The following is a 23,086-nucleotide window of genomic DNA, read 5'->3' as shown; positions in this document are numbered from 1 at the left end:
GCGCAGTCGGGGTCAGCCGGTGCAGGTGGTGGTGGGCAGCCCGGTCAGCGGCACCGGGGAACGCCCGGTCGGCTTCGCCTTGCCGGCCAGCACCCCGGCGAGCGCGGTCATCGAGGCCCGACTGGACGAATAGGTCGCCAGCAGCGTCGGCGAAGCCGCCTTCTCCAGCACGTACGGGGTGTCCATCGCCACGGTGACCGCCGCGTCGGCGGCGAGATCCTTCGGGCCGTCGCCGTAGCCGACCAGGTGCACCCGGGTGCCGCCCTTGGGCACCACCCGCACGCCCGCATCGGTCAACGCCTCGGTGAGCGCCGCCCGGGTCTTGTCCCGCCCGTCGGAGGTGGTGACGGTGACCGGGCCGGACACCGCCACGCCGCACTTCCCGCGTAGCTGGGTGACCGCCGCGGCGGCCAACGCGGCGGCGGCGGCCCGGTGCGGGGCGCTGTCGAGCGTGGACATCGCCGGCGTCGGTCGGTCGGCGAGCCGGAACTTCATGGTCAACACCCGGGTGACCGCCGCCACCAGCCGGTCCCGGGGCAGGGTGCCGTCGCGCAGCGCGGCCAGCAGCCCGTCGTACGCCTGGCCGACGTTCGGGGTCATCAGGATCAGGTCGTTGCCGGCGAGCAGGGCCTTCACCGCCGCCTCGCCCGGCGGGTAGCGCTTCGCCGGCGGCATGTTCATCCCGTCGGTGATCACCACGCCCTGGAAACCTAGCTCGCCGCGCAACACATCGGTGAGCAGCTTGCGGGAGAAGGTGGCCGGGGTGCCCGGGTCCACGGCGGTGACGTCGAGGTGCGCCGACATCACCGCCATCGCCCCGGCGTCGATGCCGGCCCGGAACGGCGGGAAGGCGGTGGCGTCCAACTCGGCCCGGGGCTGCGCCACCACCGGGACCTCCTGGTGCGAGTCGGCGGCGCTGAGCCCGTGCCCGGGGAAGTGCTTGACGCTGGCCGCCACCCCGGCGCTCTGCAACCCCTGGACCGCGCCCGCGACCTGCCCGGCGGCCCGCTTCGGGTCGGCGCCGAAGGACCGCGAGCCGATCACCGTGCTGCGGGTGGCCAGCACGTCGGCGACCGGGGCGAAGTCCAGGTTCACCCCCATCGCGGCCAGTTCGGTGCCGGCGGCCTTCCAGGCGGCCTCGGTCCGGGCCGGATCGTCGGCCGCCCCGGCGGCGAGCGCGCTGGGCAGCGTGGTCACCCCGTCGGTGATCCGGGTGACCACCCCGTACTCCTGGTCGGTGCCGACCAGGAATGGGGCCGGGCCGGCGGCCAGCTTCCCGGCGGCCTCGCGCAGCCCGGCGGTCAGCTTCTTCACCTGGGCCGGGTTGTCGACGTTGGTGGTGGACTGGTTGCCGGAGGTGGGATCGTCGGCGCTGAACCCGACCAGGATCAGCCCGCCGAGCCGGTACTTCGCGATCATCTCGGCCGGGGTGTCGACCCCGGCGAGGGCCTGGTTGCCGGTGGCTGATCCGGGCGTCACCGTCGTCGCCGAACTGCCGTACGCGTAGGGCATCAGCACCTGGCCGACCAGGTCCTCGTCGGCGAGCGTGCCGGCCAGCGCGGCGGCCCGGCCGGCCGGGTCGTCGGCGGTGGGCGCAGCGACGGTCGGGCTGGCTGTCGGGGCGGCCCCGGACAGGGCCGGCGCGGGAGCCTGCCCCTCCCCCGCACATCCGGAGGCGAGCAGCGCGGTCAGGGCGGCGACAGCGACGCCGGCACGTCGCGGGGAGTTCGGCACCCGGCCCATCCAACCCGCGCCGGAGATCAGCGGCAACCCGACCAGGTCAGGCGATGGGTGGAGGATGCCTGTCCCGACCGGGTGTCCGGCTGAGCCGCTCTTCTGGCCGTCGGACGACCGGTCCGGGTGAGCAGACTCACCCACTTCAGACCGCCGACCGCACGCAGCCGCCGGCCTGGAAGGACTTCCTGCCCCTGCCGACCGGGAAGGCGGCGTGGCCCGCGCCCATCGCAGCAGGCCCCGTCGAGCGCGATCACCGCCCGAGTCGCTTAGGCGTGCGTCGCAGGTGAGCAACACTTCCCCGGGAGGTCTATGCCTGGCGGTCATCATCATGCCGGACAGGCATCGCCCTCCCGGGGCATCGGGGCACGGACGCGCCGGTGCGGTGGACACCGGCCGCCCGGCCCACCGGCGCCGCTGCGGTCAGCCGACCCGGGTGAGCAGGGTCACCGGCGCACCGTCCCCGGCGTACCGGTAGGGCTCCAGCTCCGCGTCCCAGGCCGTGCCCATCGCCTTGTCCAGGGCGTGCGCCAACGCCTCCGGGCGTACCGACGCCATGATGCTGCGCAGCCGGTCCTCGCCGAGCTGGATGTCGCCGGCCGCGCCCACCGCGGCCCGGAACAGGCCCCGGCCGGGCACGTGCATGAAACGCTCGCCGTCCGCGCCGGTGCTGGGTTCCTCGGTCACCTCGAAACGGATCATGGGCCACTGCCTGAGGGCAGCAGCCAGCTCGGCACCCGTCCCCGGCCGGCCGGTCCATCCGCACTCGGCCCGGCGGGCGCCGGGATCGACGGGCTGGGCCGTCCAGTGCAGGTTGACCGGCGCGGCAAGGACGCGCGCGATCGCCCACTCGACGTGTGAGCACACGGCGAGCGGGGTCGAGTGGACGTATACGACGCCACGCGTTGGCACGGTGACCTCCCGGAGAGCGAGGTGCGTCTTCCCCTACGACCTCGACCACCCGAGTGGCTGTTGCCACACATGATGACTCCTGTGACGGATGGTGCGCCAGGGAATCGGAAAATTCGCCGCCGGGAAATACCCGGACCGGTGACCCGGTTGTGCTCTCCGACGGCACGGTGAGCTGCCAGGCACCGTGGTCGTGTATATTTCTCTGGGCGGTTCTGCGCCGTCGCACCACTTCGCGGGCCGACGATCCAACCGGGCGTTCGATGACCCACCTGGGCGTTCGACGATCCGACCGGGCGTCACCCGCTACAGCCCCCGGACGATCCCCGTCCTCCCGTACGTCTTGCAAGGAGCATCTCCGTGGCAGGCAACACCTCTAAGACCGCGCGCGCGTCAGTCCGGGCCGGCCAGGCTGGCCAGGGTGGCGCCCTCAGCGTGCTGGGCGAGTTCAAGTACCTCATCCCGCTCAACGGCGGCAAGCACGCCTACGTGCGGAACCTGACCAACGGCAAGACCGCGCACCTGCGTACCGACTCCGACGCCTTCGTCGAGGAGATCCGGACGCTGGCCACCGCCGGCCACGCCGCCAAGATCCGCGCCGAGATCAACAACCTCGCCGCCACCCACCCGGACCACGGCTGGGACAAGACCGAGAAGCGTCTCGTCGAGGCCGGCGTCTTCGAGGGCTGAGCCCTCACCGAGCACATCTGGAACCGCCCGTCGGGTCACCCCGGCGGGCGGTTCCTCTTTCTCGTCCCCACACCACCCCGGCGGGATCATCCTCATCCCGCCGTGACGATCGCGCTGCGCCATGATCGCCCTGTGATGATCGCGCTGCGATGATCGCGCTCGGGTGATCGCGCTCGGGTGATCGCGCTCGATCCAGGTTGTAGTGGCCTCCTGCGTGATGGAAGGGACTACAACCTGGATCGAGCGCGATCATGGCGCGGCACGCGGCCCCAGGGGCAGCACGCGGCCCCAGGGGCAGCACGCGGTCCCCGGACAGCATGCGATCGTGCGCAGCATGCTGCCTCCCGGGCAGCAGAGCGGGGCAGCGCGGCGGCGGGGCAGGGCCGGGCGTCAGGGGTCGAACACGGCGGCGGGGCGGGGCAGCGCGGGGCCGGGCGTCAGGGTTCGAGCAGGGTGACCTCGCCGGTGTCCAGGGCGTACAGGGCACCGACGACGTCGACATCGCCCGTGCCGACCGGGCCGGCCAGCAGGTCGTCGGTGCGCAGCGCCCGCACCGTACGCCGTACGTGCCGACGGACCGCCAGGGGATGGACTGCCGGGTGGTGCGCGCCCACCTCGACCACCGCCGGGGCGATCCGGTCGACGAGGTAGCCCAGGTCGCCGCCGGGCCGCTGCCCCGTGCGCAGGCTCTGCACGGTCGAGGCGACCGCCCCGCACCGCTCGTGTCCGAGCACCATCACCAGCGTCACCCCGAGCTGGTCCACCACGTACTCGATCGAGCCTCGTACGGCCCGGTCCAGCACGTGCCCTCCGGTGCGGATCACGCAGATCGAGCCGAAGGTCTGATCGAAGATCGCCTCCAGCGGCACCCGCGAGTCGATGCAGCCGAGCAGCACCGCGTAGGGCTGCTGGTCGCCGGAGGCGACGGCTGCGGCGGCGGTGACGTCGTGGCCGTGGATCGGTCGGCCGCTGACGAAGCGCCGGTTGCCGGCGAGCAGCTCTGCCACCGCCGCCCGGGGCGGACGGACGGACCCGGGCGACCCGCCAGGCCCCACAGGTCCCGCAGGTCCCGCTCGTCCCGCAGGTCCCACTGGAGACGACCCGACAGCGCCCGCACGTGCCACCGGAGACAGCCCGACGACGCCCGCAGGCCCCGCAGGAGACGATCCGACCGCACCTACGGATGCCACCGGAGACGACCCGACAGCGCCCACGGGGGCCGTTCGGGGAGGCCGGGCCGCTCCGGCGGGCGAACGGTGCATGTCTCCAGACTGGCCGTCGGGGCGGCCCCGCGCGGGGCGGTCGGGAATCTTCTCTCCACCACGGTTGGCGTGGTCTGATGTCGGGTAGCCGGTGTTACCGCCGGGTCACACCGGTGAATGTGTCCCGGTGGCCTGGGGAGGTGGCGATGCCGGATCAGCGGGAGTTGCGGCTACCCGACGAGGTACGACTGCATGTCGAGGTGAGTGGCCCGGCCGATGCCGAGGTCACCGTGGTCCTGCTGCACGGCTGGACGCTGGACGGTCGGGCCTGGCACAAGCAGCTCGCCGACCTGTGTAGCCGGTTCGGCGACCGGGTGCGGGTGGTCGCCTACGACGCCCGGGGGCACGGCCGGTCCAGCTGCATGGCGCTGCGCACGGCGACCCTGGCCCAGCTCGGCGACGACCTGGCGGCGGTGCTGGACGAGGTGGCCCCGGCCGGGCCGGTGGTGCTGGTCGGGCACTCGATGGGCGGGATGACGGTGATGGAGTACGCCCACCGGCATCCGGCCCACTTCGCCGCCCGTACGGCCGGGCTGGTCTTCGTCTCCACCACCGCCGAGGGGCACACCCACACGGTGTACGGTCTGTCGCCGCGGATCGCCCGGCTGATCCGGCTCGCCGAGACCACCGGGGCGGGGGTGCTGGCCCGGTGCGGCTCGTGGCGGCCACCTCGTCCGCTGCTGCGCGCCCTCGCGCCGAGCATCCGGTGGATGCTCTTCGGTGACCGGTGCTCCGGCTCCGACATCCGCCTGGTCACCTCGGCGGTGGCCCGCGCGTCGCTGCGCTCGATCGGTGGCTTCCGCGCCTCGATCGGTGCCCAGCACCGGCTGGCCACCCTGGCCGCGTTGGCGCACCTGCCGGCGGCGGCACTGGTCGGTGACCGGGACCGGTTGACCCCGCCGCCGTGCGCGGAGTCGATCGCGGCGGCGCTGCCGGCCACCGAGCTGACCGTCTGCCCGGGTGCCGGGCACATGCTGATGATGGAACGCCCGGACGAGGTGAACGCCGCCCTCGCCGGGGTGCTGCACCGGGTGTTGACCGCCGGCCGGCGAGCCGGGCGCGACCCTGCGGACCAGGTCACGGCCGCCGCGCCGCCGCCGCCCGGTCCTCGCCGGCCCGCCGTCGTCCCGGCGAGGACCGGGCCGACCGGCTGAACCGCCGGGCGGCACGCGGTCCCCGCCCCCGGCCACGTCCACCCACTTCCCCGGTCGGTCCGGGACGGGGAAGGACCACCGGCCGGGGGCCCCGTGGAGGTGGTGGAGGTCGCCGGACGGGTATCGCCCCGACGCGGGGTGGGTGGGTGCCCGTACCCTCATTCCGCCTGGCATGCACCCGTGCCCGGCGTCGCCGTCGCACAGGAGCCGGTACGTTGACCGACCAGACCACCCTGGAACAGGAGATCGCCGCCGAACAACGGCATCTCGACCGGGTGTACGCCCGGCTCGCCGAGCTGCGTCGCGCGGCGGCCCGCGCCGAGCGGGACGGCTACCGGATGGCCGGGGTCGGTACCTTCGGTGCGCTGGTGGAGCGGGACGCCATGGTGTTCCACGCCGCGCAGCGGCGGCACCTGTTGGACGCTGAGCACGAGGGGCTGGTCTTCGGCCGGCTGGACCTGCGCGACCGGCAGGTGCTGCACGTCGGACGGCTCGGGGTGCGCGGTGACGACGCCGAGACGCTGGTGGTGGACTGGCGGGCCCCGGCCGCCGCCGCCTTCTACCGGGCCACTCCGGCGGAGCCGCTGGGCGTGGTGCGGCGGCGCACGATCAGCTCGTCGGACGAGAAGGTCACCCGGATCGAGGACGACCTGCTCGACCCGGAGGCCGCCCCGCCGGACATGCCGGTGGTGGGTGACGGGGCGCTGCTGGCGACCCTGTCCCGGGCGACCGGTCGGGGGATGCGGGACATCATCGCGACCATCCAGCGGGAGCAGGACGAGGCGATCCGCTCCCCCGGTTCGGGGGTCACCATCGTCTCCGGTGGGCCGGGCACCGGGAAGACGGCGGTGGCCCTGCACCGGGCGGCGTACCTGCTCTATGCCGACCGCAGCCGGTACGGCGGCGGCGGCATCCTGGTGGTGGGCCCGTCGGCGGTCTTCGTGGAGTACATCGCCTCGGTGCTGCCGTCGTTGGGTGAGGAGACCGCCACCCTGCACTCGCTGGGGTCGCTGTTCCCCGGCATGTCGGCGACCCGTACGGACGGGCCCGAGGTGGCGGCGGTGAAGGGTTCGCTGCGGATGCGTCGGGTGTTGGAGCGGGCGGCCCGGGAGGCGGTGCCGGACGGCCCGCAGGAGCTGCGGCTGCTCTACCGGGGGACGCTGCTGCGGTTGGAGCGGCGTGAGCTGGACGGCATCCGGGACCGGGCGTTGCACCGGGGGGCCCGCCGTAACGAGGTGCGCCGGGTCGGCTTCGACGGGGTGCTCGCCGCGCTCTACGCGCAGGCCCGTCGGTCGGCGGTCAGTGGGCTGCCCGAGCAGCGTGCCTTCGAGGACGAGATCATCGAGCGACCGGAGTTCCGGGAGTTCCTCAAGGCGTGGTGGCCCCGGCTGCATCCCCGGCACGTGCTGGGCTGGCTGGCCCGCCCGGACCGGCTGCACCGGTACGCGGCCGGCATCCTCTCCCGGGCGGAGATCGGGTTGCTCGTCGCGGCGTACCGGTCGTTGGACGTCGAGGGGTTGACGGTGGCCGACATCGCCCTGCTCGACGAGTTGGACGCCCTGCTGGGCCGGCCGGTGCGGCCGAAGAAGGCGAACCGGGACCCGTTCCAGCTGGCCGGCGGTGTGCGGGAGCTGAGCACGTTCGGTGAGCGGCAGCGCGCGGCCCGGGCGGCGGCCCGGGAACGGCCCGAGGACTACCGGGACTACGCGCACGTGGTGGTGGACGAGTCGCAGGACGTCTCGCCGATGCAGTGGCGGATGGTCGGCCGGCGTGGTCGACTCGCCTCCTGGACGGTGGTGGGTGATCCGGCGCAGACCGCCTGGACGGGCGACCAGCAGGAGTTGGACCGGGCCCGGGACCAGGCGCTGGGCCGGCGGCGGCGGCACCGGTTCACGCTCTCCACCAACTACCGCAACTCGGCGGAGATCTTCGCGGTGGCGGCGGCGGAGATCCGCCGGCTCTATCCCGACCTGGAGTTGCCGAGTGCGGTGCGGTCCACCGGGGTGGAGCCGGTGGCGCTGCACGTGCCGGCGGCGGAGCTGGCCCCGGCGACGGTGGACGCGGTGGACGCGGTGCTGGCCGAGGTGGCCGGGACGGTCGGCGTGATCACGCCGGTGCCGCGCCGCGACGAGGTCGCCGGCTGGTTGGGCGACCGGGGCGGGGCGCGGCTTCAGGTGGTGACGAGTCTCCAGGCCAAGGGCATGGAGTACGACGGGGTGGTGCTGGTCTGCCCCGGGGAGATCCGGGCCGATCCGGGCTCGGGGGTACGGACGCTCTACGTCGCGTTGTCCCGGGCCACCCAGCGCCTCACCACCATCGACCCCACCGGCTGAGCCACCGGCCCCGATCGGCCCGGCCCCTGGTCGAGGGCCCCACCGACGTTTCCGGGTCGTCGGCGACCCCGCTGGTCGTGCTGGGTCGTCGGCGACCCCGCTTCGTGCTGGGTGGAAGGCCCCTGCTGTCGCTCCTGGCCGAAGGCCCGGCCGTCACTTGCATACATAGCGATGTGAGCATAGATTGGACCGGGTCCGCAGCGGCGACGGAAGGTGTGGACGTGGGCGCAGGTCATGACCACAGTGCGACGGTCAGTAACGCCGCACACCGGCACCGCGGTCGACTCTGGGCGGCTTTCGGACTGCTCGCCGTGTTCATGGTGGTCGAGGCGGTGGCCGCGTTCGGCACCGGCTCACTGGCCCTGCTCTCCGACGCCGGCCACATGTTCACCGACGTCCTCGGCATCGGGATGGCCCTGGCGGCGATCACCGCCACCCGGCGGGCCACGCAGGACCCGCAGCGCACCTTCGGCCTCTACCGGCTGGAGGTGCTCGCCGCGCTGGCCAACGCCGTCCTGCTCAGCGGGGTGGCGATCTACGTGCTGATCGAGGCGGTCCGCCGGTTCGGTGAGCCACCCGAGGTGCTGACCGGCCCGATGCTGGTGGTGGCGGTGCTCGGCCTGCTCGCCAACCTCGTCGCGTTCGGCCTGCTGCGCGAGGGGGCCAAGGAGAGCATCAACCTGCGCGGGGCGTACCTGGAGGTGGTCGGCGACCTGCTCGGCTCCCTCGGCGTGATCGCGGCGGCGCTGCTGATCGCCGGCACCGGCTGGTGGTGGGCCGACCCGGTGGTCGCCGTGGCGATCGGCGTGTTCATCCTGCCCCGCACCTGGCGGCTCGGGCGGGCGGCGGTGCGCATCCTGGTGCAGGCTGCCCCGGAGCATCTCCCGGTGACCGCCGTACACGACCGGTTGACCGCCGTGCCCGGCGTCGCCGAGGTGCACGACCTGCACGTCTGGACGCTCACCTCCGGCATGGACGTCGCCTCGGCCCACCTCACCCTGGCCGGCGACGCCGAGGCCGGCACCGTGCTCGCCGCCGCCCGTGGCGCCCTGCGGGAGGACTTCCACATCGAGCACGCCACTCTCCAGATCGAGCCCCGAGCGACCCCCGGAGCATGCGGCCCGACCCACTGGTGACCCCCGGCCGCCGCCCTGCGACCGGGCCGCCGTCTCGCGCCCGGCGGTCCGGCGCTGCGCGACCCGGCCACCGCCTCCTGCCCGGCAGCCCACCGCCCGCGACCCGGTCGCCGTCTCTGCCCGGTGGTCCGGCTCACTCTCCGGGAATCGCGCTGTAGATCAACGGCAATTTGCGCTGTTCGCACCTTTTGGCAGTATTCACTCTCGTACCCTCAGTCACGAGGTAGGCAGCTGTCCCACGCGTACCGGTAGGCTCGGCTCCGGCCACCGCCAGGCGGCGCCCACCGGCGCCGGCAGTGGCCGCCGCCTAATCGCCCACCAGGGCGAACCGGGGAACCACGTTCCTGGGGTGCATCCGCGTCAGCGGTAGGGATCTTCCGTCCCGAACCCGTCAGCTAACCCGGTCGGCGGCTGACGGAAGGACATCACATGCACGTACGCACCACCACGCGACTACTGGCCGCAGTCGTCACGGCGCTCGCCCTGGGCGTGTCGTCCGCGCCGTTCAGCCCGGCCGTCGCCGCGCCCACCACCCGCCTCGCCGCCCCCGGCGACGACGAGGAGGGCGGCACCCCGGCCCTGCGCGACCAGCTCGACGCGGCCAGCAAGGGGTGGCTCGACGCGAAGACCGCCCTCGAGCGCTCCACCCGACGTCAGCAGGAGTTGGACGGCCAGCTCAAGACCATCGAGGCCCAGCTGGTCACGCAGACCGGCAAGGTCGGCGAGATCGCCGGAGCGGCCTACCGCACCGGCCGCCTCGGGCCGATGTCCGCCCTGCTCAACAGCAACAGCCCCGGTGGCTTCATGGACCGCGCGTCGGCGTTGGAGACGGTCGCGGCCCGGGAGGACCAGGAACTGCGCAAGATGATCGAGACCCGGGACCAGGCCGCCCGGACCCGGGCCGCCGTCAGTCGGGAGATCACCGAGCAGCGCAAGCAGGTCGCCACCATGGGCAAGCGGAAGGATCAGGCCGAACGCGCGCTGGCCGTGGCCGCCGCCGACAAGCCGGCCCCCACCTCCTCCAACGACTCCGGCAGTTCGGAGGGCACGTCCAGCAGCAACGCCAAGGGGGCGCCCCGCAACTCCGACGGTTCCTGGCCGTCCGAGTCGTGCAGCGTCAACGACCCGACCCCGGCCAACGGCTGCATCACCCCGCGTACCCTCAACGCCCTCCAGCAGGCCAAGGCGGCCGGTTTCACCCGGTACGTCTCCTGCCACCGTCCCAGTGGTTCCGGTGAACACCCCAAGGGCCGCGCGTGCGACTTCGCCGCGCAGAAGAACGGCTTCGGCGGGGTGGCCAGCGGCGGCGACCGGACGTACGGCAACAACCTCGCCGCCTACTTCATCCGTAACGCCGACCGGCTCGGCGTGCTCTACGTGATCTGGTTCAAGCGGATCTGGCTGCCGAGCAGCGGTTGGAAGGCGTACAGCGGGGGCAACGGCGACCCGTCCAGCGACCACACCAACCACGTGCACCTGTCGATGTACTGAGCTGGCCCGGTGGCCCGTCCACGACGGGCCACCGGAACACCGCCGACAGCCAACCGGAACACCGCCATACGGGCCACCGGAACACCGCCCGACGGCAGGGTCGGGCCCGGTGTCGCAGGTCGGCCCCGGGTCAGCCGGCGGCAGACGGGTCGCCGGCCCGGCCGTCCAGCACCGCGCCGAGCCGGCTGGCCAGCCCCAGGTGAGCGGAGCGGGCCTGCCGGAAGGCGTACCCGAACAACGGTGCAGGCGCGGCGAGGGTGATCTCCACGTCGATCCGCAGCAGGTCACCCTCCGTCCGCAGCCGGGTGTGGTTGCGGACCGTGGTGCCCGGCTGCTGTCGGGCCACCGTCACGATCTCGTCGTCGCCGACCTGCAGCACATCCGCCTGATAGGTGACGGGAAACCGCAGCGGCCCCAACTCCAGCCGGTCGGTGACCGCATAGCTGGCCAGGGCACCCGGCCGGGCGGGCAACCGCCGCACCCGGACGATCAGGGGATGCAGTTCCTCCTGCCGGGACAGGTCGCTCAACAGCGCCACCGCGTCCGCCTGTGCGCAGCGCGCCTGCACCGTGTAGCTGAAGCTCTCCCGCCGGACCACCGGGCCTCCTGACCGTCGTCGGTCGCACGATCGTGCCGCACCCGGGACGGACTGGCAACGTCCCAGGCCAGCGGGCTCAGGCGGGGCCGGTGGTGCGGTCAGGCGCCGGGCAGCACCTCGGGGGTGGCGGCACCGGCGAAGTACGGCTCCGGAGCGCCGAAGAGACCGAGCAGACCGGTGACCCAGAGCTGCCGGTGCACGAACCGGCTCGGTTCGGTGACGATCAACTTGACCCCACTGACCTCGGCGGTCTGGAACCCGGCGACCATCGCGCTGATCCCGACGGAGTCGATGAAGGTGACCAGTCGCATGTTGAGCTCGATCCGGCCGGGCCGGCCCTTGGCCAGCACCTCGGCGATCGCCTCACGTACCTCGTAGGCGGTGTCGACATCGATCTCGCCACGAGGGGCGATCTCGATGACACCGGCCGGCAGGACCGACTTCACGATCGACAGGCTCACGCGAGCACCTCCACTCGCCCGTCCCCGGGCGCCTCATCAGTACGCGGGCCGCGACCGAGAGTATTCCTCCGACGGCCTCGGTCGCCACCCCTCGGGATGAGCAATTCGCGGATCCGGACGGACCGGGCCGTCCTTTCCCGCACCGTTGCTGGTCCTGTTCTCTCCGACGCACGGCTCAGCTGGGCCGTTCCAACCGTCCCAGAGTAGCGGTCCGGGTCCACTCCGAGCCGGATGCGGAGGGTCCGGCGAGCCCCGTCCGGCCTCCCGGCGCTGGTTGTGCCCGGTGCCTAGCCTGGGCGAGAGATGGGTCACCACGATCGAGGAGACGGATCGATGCTCAAGAGACTGCTCGGCCTGGCCGGCGTCGGCGCACTGCTCGCTCTCGTGCTCGCCTGCGGCTTCGGCGGTGGCGGGGACGACGACGATGACGACGACGGCGACGATTTCGCCCGCGCGACGTCGGTGGTCCTGGTCCGCTAGCCCCGTGCCGTCGGCCCGGTGACCGCGGTCACCGGGCCGACGGCACGGCCGGGACAGGCCGGGTCCCGTCCACCGGTCCGAGGTCACGGTCGGGCCGGGTCGACCAGGCGGGGTGATTTCCACCGGCCGGGGTCACGCTCCGTCCTCGTCGGGTTTGCGACCCGGTCGGGTGGGGCACTGCTGGGAGGACGGGCGGACGACCGGGCGGGCGGGCGGGTACCGTCACGAGCCGCAGAGACGTCGAAGTCCGAAGTGGCCGCAGACTTCGGCATTCGAGGAGGTAATCACGATGTTCGGCAGCAACCTTCTGGAGCGCCGCAGCAAGCCCGAGCGGATCGCCGACCAGGCCTGGCACCACCTGCTCTCGGCGGTCGACTCCGCCGGTGACAGCGTGCGGGACGCCGCCAGGTCGGTCCGGGACTCGGGACTGGCCGACGCCGGTGACCTGGTCGGCTCGACCGCCGACGAGGCACGCCGACGGGCCACGCTCGCCTTCGACGCGCTCGCCGGCCGCCGCCCGGCCCTGCCCTGGACCCTGCTGATCAGCGCGGCGCTGGTCGGCGCGGCGATCGGCTGGGCCGCCGGCACCGCCGCGCGGGCTGCCGGCAGCAGAGATGACCGGGCCGCCGACGACATCGAGTTCGTCGACGTGGACCGGCCCAACTCCCCGGTCGGTCTGGACGACTGACCGTCCCACGGCACGCACAGGCCCCGGTCGCGCCCTTCGGCGCCGACCGGGGCCTGTGCCGTCTTCGATCCACTCCGTTGGGGCGATGTTGCGGTGGAGACCCGGGGTCGACGCCGCACCACCGCCGCCACTGAGTCGATCAGCCACAGGCCAGGCGGGTCCCAGGCCGGACACGCGCCGGCTCCCCCGACGGGATCGGGGGAGCCGGCAGGTGTCGGATAGTTGATAGTCGTCAGCGGCTGGTGCAGGTGACCGCCGGGACGGTGTTACTGCCGGTGACGTTGGCGGTGAAGCCGACGCTGGTGGTGGCCCCGGCACCGAGCGCGCCGTTCCACCCGGCGTCGCGCACCGAGACGCGCGCCCCGGTCTGGGTCAGGGTGCCGCCCCAGAGCGAGTTGATCGTCTGACCGTTGGCGAACGTCCAGCTGAGCGTCCAGCCGGCGATCGGCGCGGTGCCCGCGTTGCGCACCGTCACCTCGCCCTGGAAGCCACCCGGCCACGACCCGGTCACCTGGTACGTCGCCGCGCACCCACCGGTGGGCGGCGGGGTCGTCGGCGGCGGGGTGGTGGGGGGCGGCGTGGTCGGCGGCGGGGTGGTCGGCGGAGGCGTGGTCGGCGGGGGCGTGGTCGGCGGAGGCGTGGTCGGCGGAGGCGTGGTCGGGTTGCTGCCGAGCCGGTCGGCGACCAGGATGCCCCGGCCGTTGGTGCCCAGGTAGACCCGGCCGTAGACCCTCGGGTCCCCGGTGAGCGCCTCGCCCGCGTTGCCGTACTGGTGCTGGTCGTCGTTGATCCGCACCCAGGCCCCGCCGGTGTTGTCGGAGCGGTAGACGCCGGCCTTGCCGTCGACGGTGCCGAAGGTGAACACCGCCGGGTACGTCTGCCCGGGGGCGGCCTTGCCGAAGCCGACGTTCACCGCCGCCGACACCCCGGCCAACCTGGTGAAGCTGGCCCCGGAGTCGGTGGAGCGCCACAGCCCGCCCTCACCGGCCAGCCAGATGTCGCCCTCCTTGCCGGGCACCGCCTTGAACTTGACGTTCCCGGTGGCCGGCAGGCCGGTGGCGGCGGACGCGGTGAAGCTGGCCCCACCGTTGGTGCTGACATAGAACTTGCCGGCGCTGAAGCCGTAGAACTTGTTCTTGTTGACCCGGTCGGACTCGACGACCGCGTTGGCCGGGATGCCGGTGGCGGCGGTCCACGAGTTGCCGAAGCCCACCGAGCGGATGACCTGCTGCCCGGCGTCACCGGGGGCCCAGACGAACTGGCTGCCGTCGGCGGCGGCGGCGACCGTGCCGCCGTTGTTGACCCCGCCCGGCTCGCTGCCCTGGAACCAGTTCGCCCCGCCGTCGGTGGAGAACGCGATGTGGCTGTCGTTGGGGCGGTCGGCGTCGGTGAAGTTGCCGGCCCGCACCATCGTCGCCGGGTTCGCCTCGGCGTAGTCGAGGCTGGTGGTGGTGGTGAAGACCGGTTGGGTGAACAGCATCGGCGGCACCGCGTCGAGGTCGGTGTGCCGGAACCCGCCGATGTCACCGAGCCCGCTGATCAGCGGTGCCCCGGTGGGCGGGCTGATCAGGTCCTGTACGGCGGTCTCCTCCAGGCCCTTGACCATCGGCTTGATGGTGAGCTGGCCACCGGTGTCCCACTTGGTGAGGTCGGTGCTGCCGTAGATGGTCGCGCCGGTGCCGTACATGAAGCGGTTCGAGTCGAACGGGTCGATCTCCACCGACTCGTTCATCCAGCCCAGCTTCGGGGACTCCTCCGGCGGGGCCGGGTTGGCCCCGAAGGTCAGCCACGGCACCGAACTGATGTCCATCTTGAACTTCTTGGTGCGGTCCGGGTAGCTGCCGAACTCCCAGATCCGGCTCCAGGTCGCGCCGCCGTCGGTGCTGCGCCAGAAGATCGCGTCCGGCCACCAGGAGATCTGGGTCGCGACCATCAGGGTGTTCGGCTTCTGCCGGTCGATGGTCAGTCCCGAGTAGCCGAAGTAGGCGTCGCTGCTGGACGACGGGATCGGGCTGATCTGCGTCCACGCGCCGGTGGCCCGGTTGAACTTCCACACGTCACCCTTGCCCCCGTCGTACGGGCCGCCGGTGTCGCTGGTGGCGATGTAGAGGAAGCCGCCGACGGGGTCCACCACACCCTTGTGGGCCAGGTAGCCGGTGGGCTGACCGGCGATCCGCTCCCAGCTGGTGCCACCGTTCGTCGAGCGGTACACCGGGTTCGCCTTGTCCGCCACGCCGACGTAGATGGTCTGCGTGGCGTTGCCCGCCGTACCGGTGCTCTTGTCGAAGGTGACCCAGGTCAGACCCTGGTTCTGGCTCTGGTAGCCGGTGGTGTCGTTGGGGTCGGCCCGGTAGTTGCCGACGTTGGGGAAGTTCGCCACCTTGGCCCAGGTGACCCCGAAGTCGGTGCTGCGCCACAGGCCGTTGCCGCCCTCGGCGCCGTAGTAGATGACGCTGTTCTTGTTGGGGTCGACGGCGAGCCGCTCCCCCATGCCCCGGCCGGGCATGTTGCCGCCGTTCTTGAACGGCAGCGCGGTGGCCTGCCAGGTGGCGCCCTTGTCCGACGAGCGCAGGATCGCGCCGTTGTTCGGGTCCCAGTCGTTGGTGTACATGCCGACGGCCGCGTACACCCGGTTGGTCTGCACCGGGTCGGTGGCCAGGCTGACCACGCCGTTGTAGCCCCACTTGTCCGCGCCGACCCAGTCGAGCAGCGGCGTCCAGGACTGGCTGGCCTGCTCCCACCGGTACGCGCCGCCGATGTCAGTGCGCGCGTAGATCAGGTTCTTCTCGGTCTGGTTGAAGACGATGCCGGGGACGAAGCCGCCACCGTCGATCCGGACGTTCTTCCAGCTGTACGGTTCGGCCGCCGCCGCAGCGGCCTCGGTGGATGGTGCGACGGTGAACTGTACGGCCACGACGGCCGTGGCAGCGGCCAGCACGGTGGTGACCGCGCCGACGAGACTTCTCCGCATCTGCGGTTCCTCTCGGGATGCCAGGGTGAGGGTGCGACGGCCCCATGGGGACGTCGACGGGTGCGAAGAGCTGCCCTGGCTCCCCGCCGGCACGCTTGGCTCCCGCTGCCGAAGAAGAATCCAACAGTAACCGGTACGCCGCCGAATTAGGAAGCGCTCCCAACTAACTCGGCCATTAGAGCCGGTAGATGACGTCCTCGCCGACCATCTCCCGACTGATGCCCAACCCGTCCACCGGTCGGGCGGCCACGTCCGCCCACGGGGTGCCGGGTGCCCAGCCGGGCAGCAGCACCACCGTGCGCACCCCCACCTGCCGCAGGTACGCCACCGAGGTCGCGTCCGGGAAGGTCATGCTCGCCGCCCGGATCCGCTCCTGGGACTGCGGGGTGAACGAGGCCAGGCCGTTGACCACCTTGGGGAACCCGTCGGTGGACCACAGCATCACGTGCAACTCCCGGATACCGTCGCTGGGCAGCACCAGCGCCGGGCCGGTCAGCCCGCGCAGCACCGCCGGTTGCACCGGTGCCGGCACGTGCGGGGTGCGGTTGACCCCTTCCAGCAGGACCAGCACCAGCGGCACCAGCAACGCCAACCGGGCCAGCCGCCACTGTCCGCCGTCCCGCTTCGGGGCCGGCTTCCGGGGGGCCGTCTGCTCGGCCGCCGGTTCGGACCACGCCGCCGACCGCAGCATCGGTCGCGCCGCCGCCTGCGCCTGCCCCGGTACGACCACCTCCGCCGGCACCGCCGCCCGCACCGGTACGGCCCCCTCCGCCGAGGGTGCCGGCGCTCCCCGGTCCGCCGCCATCGCGACGGCCGGGTCCGCCGGTCGCAGCGTCGGCGACGCTCCCGGTTCCACCGCCCCCGGCACGACCGGCCCCGCCCCGGACACGACCGACTCCGTCCCCGGCACGACCGACTCCGCCGCCGGCACGACCGACTCCGCCGCCGGCTCCGGTGGTTGCCCCCCGGTCGGCCCCGGTGCCGGTTCCCCGTCCCGCACGGCCCGGGAAGCCGGCTCGCGGACCGTCAACGCCCCGGCGGCGAGCAGGCCCAGCAGCAGGGTCGTCCACAGCACCAGCCGGCCCGGGGTGCGCACCCCGTCCCAGCCCGGGGCGTGCTCGACAAGCGTCACGTAACCGGGGTTACCGTCACCGCCGAACGTGGTGCCCGCCGCGAGCGCCACGCTGACCAACGCCGCGCCGGCCAGCATCAGCCGGTGCCGCAGCCGCCACGCGGAGAAGAACAGCCCGGCCATCGCCAGGGACAACAGCACCACCCCGGGCAGCAGGGTCATCTCACCCGGGAAACCGAGCGTGGCCCGGGCCGCCTCGTGCCGCTCCCCCCACAGCCAGGACTCCGGCGGCGCGGTGACGAACCCCCGCCACGGCGGGGAGAACATCTCGATCTGGGCCACCGTGCGCCGACCGGACGGGTTGCGGGCCACCACCTCGAAGTACGGTGCGGCCATCGCCAGGGTCACCACGGCGAAGCCGATCCCCCCGGCCAGGTCGGCCAGGAGCAGGCCACGCGGCACCGCCGGCCGGGACCGCCGCCGCCGCCACACCACGGCGTACGTCACCGCCACGCCGAGGCAGATCAGTCCCAGCGCGTACGCGAAGGGCAGGCCGATGCCGAAGCCGAGGGTGACCTGCCAGGCGGCGACCGCCCACCCGGCGACCGCCCACCCGGGGCGGACCCGGTCGGGCCGGTGGCCGTGCCGCAGCGACCAGCCGTGCCCCCGGGCCAGCATGGCCAACGCGAGGGCGATCCCGCCGATGCTGATCACGTGCAGGTGACCGGCCTGGGCGAGCTTCCACGGGGCGTACGCGAAGGACACCCCGGCCACCGCCGCACCCGCCCGGCCGGCCCCCACCTGCCGGGCCAGCGCGTACGCCCCGAACAGGGCGAGGGCGTGGGTCAGCATGTAGAGCAGGTTGTAGCGGATCACGGCGGCCACCGGACCGTCCCCGATCATCCCGAACGGGGCGTACCCCAGCAGGGTGTCGGAGTAGGCGTAGGTGTACGGCTCGGGATAGAACGTGTTGGAGTGCCAGACCTGGAACGGGTTGGTGAGCAGGGCGTGCCCACCCCAGGCCACCTGCCACGCCTGGAGCGTCGGGTCACCGGTGTCCTGCGGGATGGTGCTCGCCGGATCCCGCAGGGTCGGCCAGGTCAGCACCACGGCCAGCAGCAGCGCGGCGACCGCCGCCAGGGTCCACTCGTGCCGGGCCACCCGCCACGACACGCCCGCCAGCCGGCGGCCGAAGACCCGAATCTGATCGACGTCCATCTCTCCACCCCGTCCTTTGCCGTCCGTCAGACTGCCCGAGTCCGATCCGGTTGTCGACACCGCGACCCGCCCGATTTTCAGCCCGGGCTCCCCTTCGTCGTCCGAATCCGATCCGACGGCGACGGCGACGGCGACGGCGACGGCGACGGCGACGGGATCGGACTACCGGATCGGATCCGGGGCGGGTCCGGGTGGACCAGGACCACCCGGGTCGGGTGAGTCGGCCTCACCCGGGCTGCCGGAGGGTGGGAGGCATGACTGGACCCGACGGACTGATCCGACCCGGGACACCGGCCCCCGAGTTCACCCTGCCGGCCACCCCGGACGGGCGACGGACCGGCCCCGGGCAGTTCCGTGGCCGGCCGGTGGTGCTCGCCTTCTATCCCGCTGACTGGTCCCCGGTCTGCGGCGACCAGATGGCGCTCTACCAGGCCGCGATGCCGGAGTTCGAGCGGTACGACGCGGTGGTGCTGGGCGTCTCGGTGGACAGCCTCTGGTCACACCGGGCCTTCGCCGAGGCCCGGGGCGTCCGGTTTCCGCTGCTGTCCGACTTCGAACCCAAGGGTGAGGTGGCCCGGGTCTACGGGGCGTACACGCCGCAGGGGCAGGCCGGTCGGGCCCTGGTGGTGCTCGACCCGGCCGGGACGGTGACCTGGAGCTACCTGTCCCCCGCCGAGGTGAACCCGGGTGCCGACGGCATCCTCGACGCGTTGGACCAGCTCGGCACCGAGCGGCAGGTGGTGGCCCGATGAGCACCCCGTTGCAGGTCACCGCCCGACTCCGGGTGCCGGTGACGGAAACCGACCACATCCGCGGGCCACTGGACGCACCGGTCACCATCGTGCAGTACGGCGACTTCCAGTGCCCGTACTGCGGGGCCGCCCACCCGAACCTGACCGAGGTGCTGCGGCAGCGCCAGGACACCGTACGGCTGGTCTACCGGCACTTCCCGATCACCAACCTCCACCCGTACGCCGAGCGGGCCGCCGAGGTGGCTGAGGCGGCCGGCCGCCGGGACCGGTTCTGGGAGATGCACGACTGGCTCTACGAGCACCAGGACCAACTCGACCCGGTGCACCTGTCGCTCGGCGTGGCGCAGGTGGGCCTACCGCCGGACGAGATCGACGCGGAGGTCGACCGGCACGCGTACGGCGACCGGGTCCGCCACGACTTCACCGGCGGCATCCGCAGCGGGGTGAACGGCACCCCCACCCTCTTCATCGGCGACCACCGTCACGAGGGCCCCTTGGACCTCCCCACCCTCCTGACCGCAGTAGACACCACCACCCCCTGACCCACCCGCCCCACATTGATCAAGAAGTTCGCGTCAACCAACGCACCTCAGCCCCGTTGATCAAGAAGTTTGCGTCAACTTGAAGATCGAACTTGACGCAAACTTCTTGATCAACGGGGCAGGGCGGGGTGGGGGTGGGGGTGGGGGTGGGGGTGGGGCGGGGGCGAGGGTGGGTGGGGTTAGAGGAGGCGGAGGGAGCGGGCTCGGCGGACGGCTTCGCGGCGGCGGGTGGCGTCGAGTTTGCGGTAGATGTTGCGGACGTGGGTCTTGACGGTGTTGACCGACAGGGAGAGTTCACCGGCGATCTCGACGTTGGACAGGATGCTCTGGAGATAACGCAGAATGGTCAGCTCCCGCTCCGTGAGCGGCTCGGTGAGCGCCCGCTCCGGACCGCCCGGCCCCCACTGCGGGTCACCTGGTCCGTGCTCGGTCGGTTGTTCGGCGTCGCGTACCAGGTCGCTGACCGCCGGCCAGTGCGCCGTACCCGAGTCCAGGTGGGCGGCGAGCAGGTCCCGAACCTCCGGTTCGGCCCGGGTGAACACCCGGCGGTAACCGTGTCGGCCGGACAGGTCCAGCACCCGTTCCAACAGCCGACCGGCCCGGCGCTCGTCACCGGACCGCCGGGCCAGCACCGCGTCGAGGACACCGGTGGCGAGCCGTACCGACAGCGGCCAGCCGGCGGCGTCCGGGGCGTCCCAGTCGGGTAGCGCGTGACCGGCAGCCCGGACGTCGCCGGCCCGCAGCTCCACCCGGGCCAGCGCCAGGCCCAGCACCGGGTCGGGGTCCGGTTCCCGGGACCGCTCGGCGAGCAACCGACGCGCGGTGTCCAGGTCCCCCTGTTCACCCCGTAGGTCCGCCTCCAGCGCGAGCAGCCGATCGGCCAACCCTCCGCCCCCCGCCAGCCCTCCACCCCACACCCCGTCTCCGGCCACCCCTCCGACCCCGGCCGGCCCCACATCCCACACCCCGACCCCGGCCGGCCCCACGTCCCCGGCCGACTCTCCACCCCCGGTCAGACCTCCACCCCACACCCCACCCCCGGTCGACACCCCACCCCCGGTCAGCGCTCCATCCCCGGTCAGCGCTGCGCCGGGGAGGGTCCGGGCTCCGGTCAGCTCGTCCCGGGCCCGGCGCACCACCTCGATCGCCGCCGCCGGCTCGCCGGCGTCACGCAGCAAGGTCGCCCGACACAGCGCCACCACCGCACCGACCGTGCCCCCGCCAGATGCCACCCCGACCATGATCGGAGCGGACGCCGCGCCGAACGCCACCCCGGCCCCACCCGGAGCGGATGCCGCACCGACCCCCACCCCCGCCCCACCCGGAGCAGCCGCCGCGCCGAACGCCGCACCGGCCCCGCCCGGAGCAGCCGCCGCACCGGCCCCGACCCGAGCGGACGCCGCACCGAACCCGACCGGGGCAGGCAGCGCACCGAACGCCGCGTCGGCCGTGGGGGTGCCGGATGGCGTACCGCCCGCACCGGACGCCTCGCCCGGCATGGCCGCGCCGGCTGCCGCCAGTTCGGCGGTCGCCTCCGTGGGCTGGTCCCGGTGCAGCGCCACCAGGGCCAGGGCCAGATGGGCGTAGCCACAGTCGACCCGGCTCGACCAGCCCTGGCAGGGGGGCATGACCAGCGCCGCGTGGGCGGTCTCCTCGGCTGGCGCAAGCTCACCGGCCAGGGCGAGCAGCAGTGCGGTGCGGGTCGCGTCGACCAGTTCGGTCCGGGGCCGCCCGGCCTGCCGGGCCGCCGCCAGCGCCCGGGTGAACCATGCCCCGGCCGACCGTAGTTCCCCCTCGGCCAGCTCGACCAGGCCGAGCGCGGTGCCGGCCACCGCCAGGACGTCCACGTCCTCGCCGGTCCGGGGGTCGTCGCCGGTCGGTGCCACCGCTTCGGGGTGGTCGCCAACGGCGGACGGCCGGTGGGTCGGTGTCACGTCGGGCCGGCAGGGCGGCGGAGGCGGCGGCAGGGCGGGCCCGGTGACGGTGGCGAGCAGTCGGGCGGCGGCCCGGCGTACCCCCGGATGGTCGCCGGCCAACCGGGCGAGGGTGAGTTCCAACGCCAGGGCCAGCCGGTGGAACCGGTCACGGCGCGGAGCCGGCAGCGTGCGGGCCGCCGCCACCGCGTCGCGCAGCCGGGCGGTCGCCGCCTCCCGGTCGCCCGCGTACGCCCGCTCGGTGCCGGCGGCCAACGCCAGCTCCGGGTCCCGGTGCACCGCCTCGGCGGGCGGCGGCGCGGGCGGGGCCACGTCCGGTGTCCCCCGGTCGTACGGCAGCAGCTCCGGCCAGTGGGTCAGCAGCAACCCGGTGGCGCGGTCCCACTGCCCGGCGGTGAGCGCGTGGCGCAACGCCTCGGCCGGCCGGTCGTGGTCGGTGTGCCAGTCGGCGGCCCGCCCGTGCAGCTCGGCGCGTTCCCCGTCGGCGAGGTCGGCGAGTTCCTCGCGCAGCAGGTCGGCCAACAGCGGGTGCGGTCGGTACCAGGGTGGGTCGCTGTCGTCGCGGTGCAGGAATCCCCCGTCGCGGGCCAGCCCGGCCAGCAGTTGCCCGGCGTCGGTACGACCGGTCAGCGCGTCGGCCAGGTCGGCGCGGACCGCCGGGCCGACGGCGCAGCGCCGCAGCACTTCCCAGGCCGGCGGCGGCAACTGCCCCAGCACCTCGGCCCGCAGGTACGCCGCCACGTCCGGGTGGTCGCCCCCGAACCGGGCCGCCCACCGCTGCGGATCGGCCTGCCCCCGGGCGGCGAGCGCGGCGAACCGCAGACCCGCCGGCCAGCCACCCGTGCGGTCCCGCAGCCGGGCGACCGCCGCCGCAGGCAGGGGCACCCCGTGCGCCACCAGCAGGTCGGCCACCTCGTCGGTGGTGAAGGCCAACTCGTCGGGGCCGATCTCGGTCAGGTCACCGGCCAGCCGTAGCCGGTGCAGGGCCGGTGGCAGGTCGGTGCGGGCGGCGGCGATCAGGCGCAGCCGGCCGTCGGCGTGCCGCAGCAAGAACTCCAGGCCGGTGAGCACCGCCGGGTCGGTGACCCGGTGCAGGTCGTCGACGACGAGCCGGACCGGGCGTTCCCGGGCGGCCAGGGTCGCGGCGAGCACCTCCAACTGCTCCGACCGCACCGGCACGACCGACGGCTGGGCGGCCGACGGCTGGGCGGCCGACGCGCCCGGCCGCCCGGCAGGCGGTGCGCCCGGCAGGGCGGCGGGTCGTGCGTGCGGTGGTGGCTCGGCCGTGCCCCGCAGGGCTGCCGTGAAGTACGCCCAGAGCCGCTCCCCGCTGTCGCCCGCCTCGACCTGGACCCAGGCCGGGGGGTCCTCGTCCGCCGCTCGCGCCCAGGCGGTGAGGATCGTCGTCTTGCCCCATCCTGCGGCGGCCCGGACCAGGGTGAGGGTGCCGGCAGCCCCGGCGTCGAGGCGGGCCGACAGCCGGGGACGCCACAGCATCGGCTCCGGCGGGGCGGGCGGGGTGAGCCGGGACGCCAGCAGCGGCGGGCCGGCGGGCACCTCGGCGCTGTCGTGCTGCTGCGGCATCCGCCCTCCCCCGGTCAGCGCGTTCCGCCCCGGCCGGCCGGCGCGTTCCTCCCCCGGTCGACGCGCTCCGGACCGGT

The 23,086-nt window shown here is 73.6% G+C and carries 16 protein-coding genes, 1 pseudogene and 1 riboswitch; of the genes and pseudogenes, 9 read left to right on the top strand and 8 right to left on the bottom strand.

Annotated elements, in window-relative coordinates:
• Positions 1 to 12: 12 nt before the first annotated feature.
• Both JQN83_RS21365 and JQN83_RS21360 read right to left on the bottom strand, forming a co-directional pair.
• On the bottom strand, positions 13 to 1,743 hold the full coding sequence (locus JQN83_RS21365) for a glycoside hydrolase family 3 protein (RefSeq protein ID WP_208568951.1): 1,731 nt from the start codon (positions 1,741 to 1,743) through the stop codon (positions 13 to 15).
• Positions 1,744 to 2,157: 414 nt separating this feature from the next.
• Positions 2,158 to 2,646, bottom strand: a complete 489-nt coding sequence (locus JQN83_RS21360; RefSeq protein ID WP_088647746.1) for a DUF3145 domain-containing protein — start codon at positions 2,644 to 2,646, stop codon at positions 2,158 to 2,160.
• A 357-nt stretch (positions 2,647 to 3,003) separates the two neighbouring features.
• Between JQN83_RS21360 and JQN83_RS21355 the strand changes: the two genes are divergently transcribed.
• Complete coding sequence (locus JQN83_RS21355) at positions 3,004 to 3,333, top strand: hypothetical protein (RefSeq protein ID WP_208568913.1); 330 nt, start codon at positions 3,004 to 3,006, stop codon at positions 3,331 to 3,333.
• A 437-nt stretch (positions 3,334 to 3,770) separates the two neighbouring features.
• On the opposite strand, the gene JQN83_RS21350 is transcribed toward JQN83_RS21355, so the two are convergent.
• Positions 3,771 to 4,340 (bottom strand): carbonic anhydrase, encoded by a 570-nt coding sequence (locus JQN83_RS21350; RefSeq protein WP_307799521.1) that lies wholly within the window; start codon positions 4,338 to 4,340, stop codon positions 3,771 to 3,773.
• A gap of 401 nt (positions 4,341 to 4,741) precedes the next feature.
• On the opposite strand from JQN83_RS21350, the pseudogene JQN83_RS21345 reads away from it, so the two are divergent.
• The 4 genes and pseudogenes from JQN83_RS21345 to JQN83_RS21330 all read left to right on the top strand — a co-directional run.
• A pseudogene (locus JQN83_RS21345) lies at positions 4,742 to 5,632 on the top strand (alpha/beta fold hydrolase); the annotation flags it as partial.
• 332 nt (positions 5,633 to 5,964) lie between these two features.
• The gene (locus tag JQN83_RS21340) at positions 5,965 to 8,082 is read left to right on the top strand and encodes a HelD family protein (protein ID WP_208568910.1); all 2,118 of its coding nucleotides are present in this window, start codon (positions 5,965 to 5,967) and stop codon (positions 8,080 to 8,082) included.
• Positions 8,083 to 8,303: 221 nt separating this feature from the next.
• On the top strand, positions 8,304 to 9,218 hold the full coding sequence (locus JQN83_RS21335; RefSeq protein ID WP_208568909.1) for a cation diffusion facilitator family transporter: 915 nt from the start codon (positions 8,304 to 8,306) through the stop codon (positions 9,216 to 9,218).
• 294 nt (positions 9,219 to 9,512) lie between these two features.
• A riboswitch (cyclic di-AMP (ydaO/yuaA leader) is annotated at positions 9,513 to 9,644 on the top strand.
• A 3-nt stretch (positions 9,645 to 9,647) separates the two neighbouring features.
• Positions 9,648 to 10,709: a coiled-coil domain-containing protein gene (locus JQN83_RS21330; protein WP_208568908.1), complete on the top strand. Its 1,062-nt coding sequence runs from the start codon at positions 9,648 to 9,650 to the stop codon at positions 10,707 to 10,709.
• 130 nt (positions 10,710 to 10,839) lie between these two features.
• On the opposite strand, the gene JQN83_RS21325 is transcribed toward JQN83_RS21330, so the two are convergent.
• Positions 10,840 to 11,307: an SRPBCC family protein gene (locus tag JQN83_RS21325; RefSeq protein WP_208568907.1), complete on the bottom strand. Its 468-nt coding sequence runs from the start codon at positions 11,305 to 11,307 to the stop codon at positions 10,840 to 10,842.
• Positions 11,308 to 11,405: 98 nt separating this feature from the next.
• Positions 11,406 to 11,768, bottom strand: coding sequence for an STAS domain-containing protein (locus JQN83_RS21320; protein WP_208568906.1), 363 nt, complete (start codon positions 11,766 to 11,768; stop codon positions 11,406 to 11,408).
• 333 nt (positions 11,769 to 12,101) lie between these two features.
• On the opposite strand from JQN83_RS21320, the gene JQN83_RS21315 reads away from it, so the two are divergent.
• The gene (locus JQN83_RS21315; protein ID WP_208568905.1) at positions 12,102 to 12,248 is read left to right on the top strand and encodes a hypothetical protein; all 147 of its coding nucleotides are present in this window, start codon (positions 12,102 to 12,104) and stop codon (positions 12,246 to 12,248) included.
• 289 nt (positions 12,249 to 12,537) lie between these two features.
• On the top strand, positions 12,538 to 12,936 hold the full coding sequence (locus JQN83_RS21310) for a hypothetical protein (RefSeq protein WP_208568904.1): 399 nt from the start codon (positions 12,538 to 12,540) through the stop codon (positions 12,934 to 12,936).
• A gap of 232 nt (positions 12,937 to 13,168) precedes the next feature.
• On the opposite strand, the gene JQN83_RS21305 is transcribed toward JQN83_RS21310, so the two are convergent.
• Complete coding sequence (locus JQN83_RS21305; protein WP_208568903.1) at positions 13,169 to 15,907, bottom strand: cellulose-binding domain-containing protein; 2,739 nt, start codon at positions 15,905 to 15,907, stop codon at positions 13,169 to 13,171.
• A gap of 175 nt (positions 15,908 to 16,082) precedes the next feature.
• Positions 16,083 to 18,197, bottom strand: coding sequence for a hypothetical protein (locus JQN83_RS21300; RefSeq protein WP_208568902.1), 2,115 nt, complete (start codon positions 18,195 to 18,197; stop codon positions 16,083 to 16,085).
• A 254-nt stretch (positions 18,198 to 18,451) separates the two neighbouring features.
• Between JQN83_RS21300 and JQN83_RS21295 the strand changes: the two genes are divergently transcribed.
• Positions 18,452 to 18,949, top strand: a complete 498-nt coding sequence (locus JQN83_RS21295; protein WP_208568901.1) for a redoxin domain-containing protein — start codon at positions 18,452 to 18,454, stop codon at positions 18,947 to 18,949.
• Complete coding sequence (locus JQN83_RS21290) at positions 18,946 to 19,491, top strand: DsbA family protein (RefSeq protein WP_208568900.1); 546 nt, start codon at positions 18,946 to 18,948, stop codon at positions 19,489 to 19,491. The genes JQN83_RS21295 and JQN83_RS21290 overlap by 4 nt, the downstream gene beginning before the upstream one ends.
• Positions 19,492 to 19,670: 179 nt before the next feature.
• On the opposite strand, the gene JQN83_RS21285 is transcribed toward JQN83_RS21290, so the two are convergent.
• The gene (locus JQN83_RS21285; RefSeq protein WP_372444090.1) at positions 19,671 to 23,009 is read right to left on the bottom strand and encodes a helix-turn-helix transcriptional regulator; all 3,339 of its coding nucleotides are present in this window, start codon (positions 23,007 to 23,009) and stop codon (positions 19,671 to 19,673) included.
• Positions 23,010 to 23,086 lie beyond the last annotated feature (77 nt).

This window comes from Micromonospora antibiotica (assembly GCF_017599305.1).
In the GTDB taxonomy this organism is placed as follows: domain Bacteria; phylum Actinomycetota; class Actinomycetes; order Mycobacteriales; family Micromonosporaceae; genus Micromonospora; species Micromonospora antibiotica.
The sequence above is the reverse complement of the archived record's forward strand: the minus strand, read 5'-3'. Positions and strand labels throughout refer to the sequence as shown.

Coding starts and splice junctions, on each gene's coding strand:
- JQN83_RS21295 (WP_208568901.1), top strand. CDS start 18,452: ATGACTGGACCCGACGGACTGATCCGACCCGGGACACCGGCCCCCGAG.
- JQN83_RS21365 (WP_208568951.1), bottom strand. CDS start 1,743: ATGGGCCGGGTGCCGAACTCCCCGCGACGTGCCGGCGTCGCTGTCGCC.
- JQN83_RS21310 (WP_208568904.1), top strand. CDS start 12,538: ATGTTCGGCAGCAACCTTCTGGAGCGCCGCAGCAAGCCCGAGCGGATC.
- JQN83_RS21285 (WP_372444090.1), bottom strand. CDS start 23,009: ATGCCGCAGCAGCACGACAGCGCCGAGGTGCCCGCCGGCCCGCCGCTG.
- JQN83_RS21300 (WP_208568902.1), bottom strand. CDS start 18,197: ATGGACGTCGATCAGATTCGGGTCTTCGGCCGCCGGCTGGCGGGCGTG.
- JQN83_RS21290 (WP_208568900.1), top strand. CDS start 18,946: ATGAGCACCCCGTTGCAGGTCACCGCCCGACTCCGGGTGCCGGTGACG.
- JQN83_RS21315 (WP_208568905.1), top strand. CDS start 12,102: ATGCTCAAGAGACTGCTCGGCCTGGCCGGCGTCGGCGCACTGCTCGCT.
- JQN83_RS21305 (WP_208568903.1), bottom strand. CDS start 15,907: ATGCGGAGAAGTCTCGTCGGCGCGGTCACCACCGTGCTGGCCGCTGCC.
- JQN83_RS21330 (WP_208568908.1), top strand. CDS start 9,648: ATGCACGTACGCACCACCACGCGACTACTGGCCGCAGTCGTCACGGCG.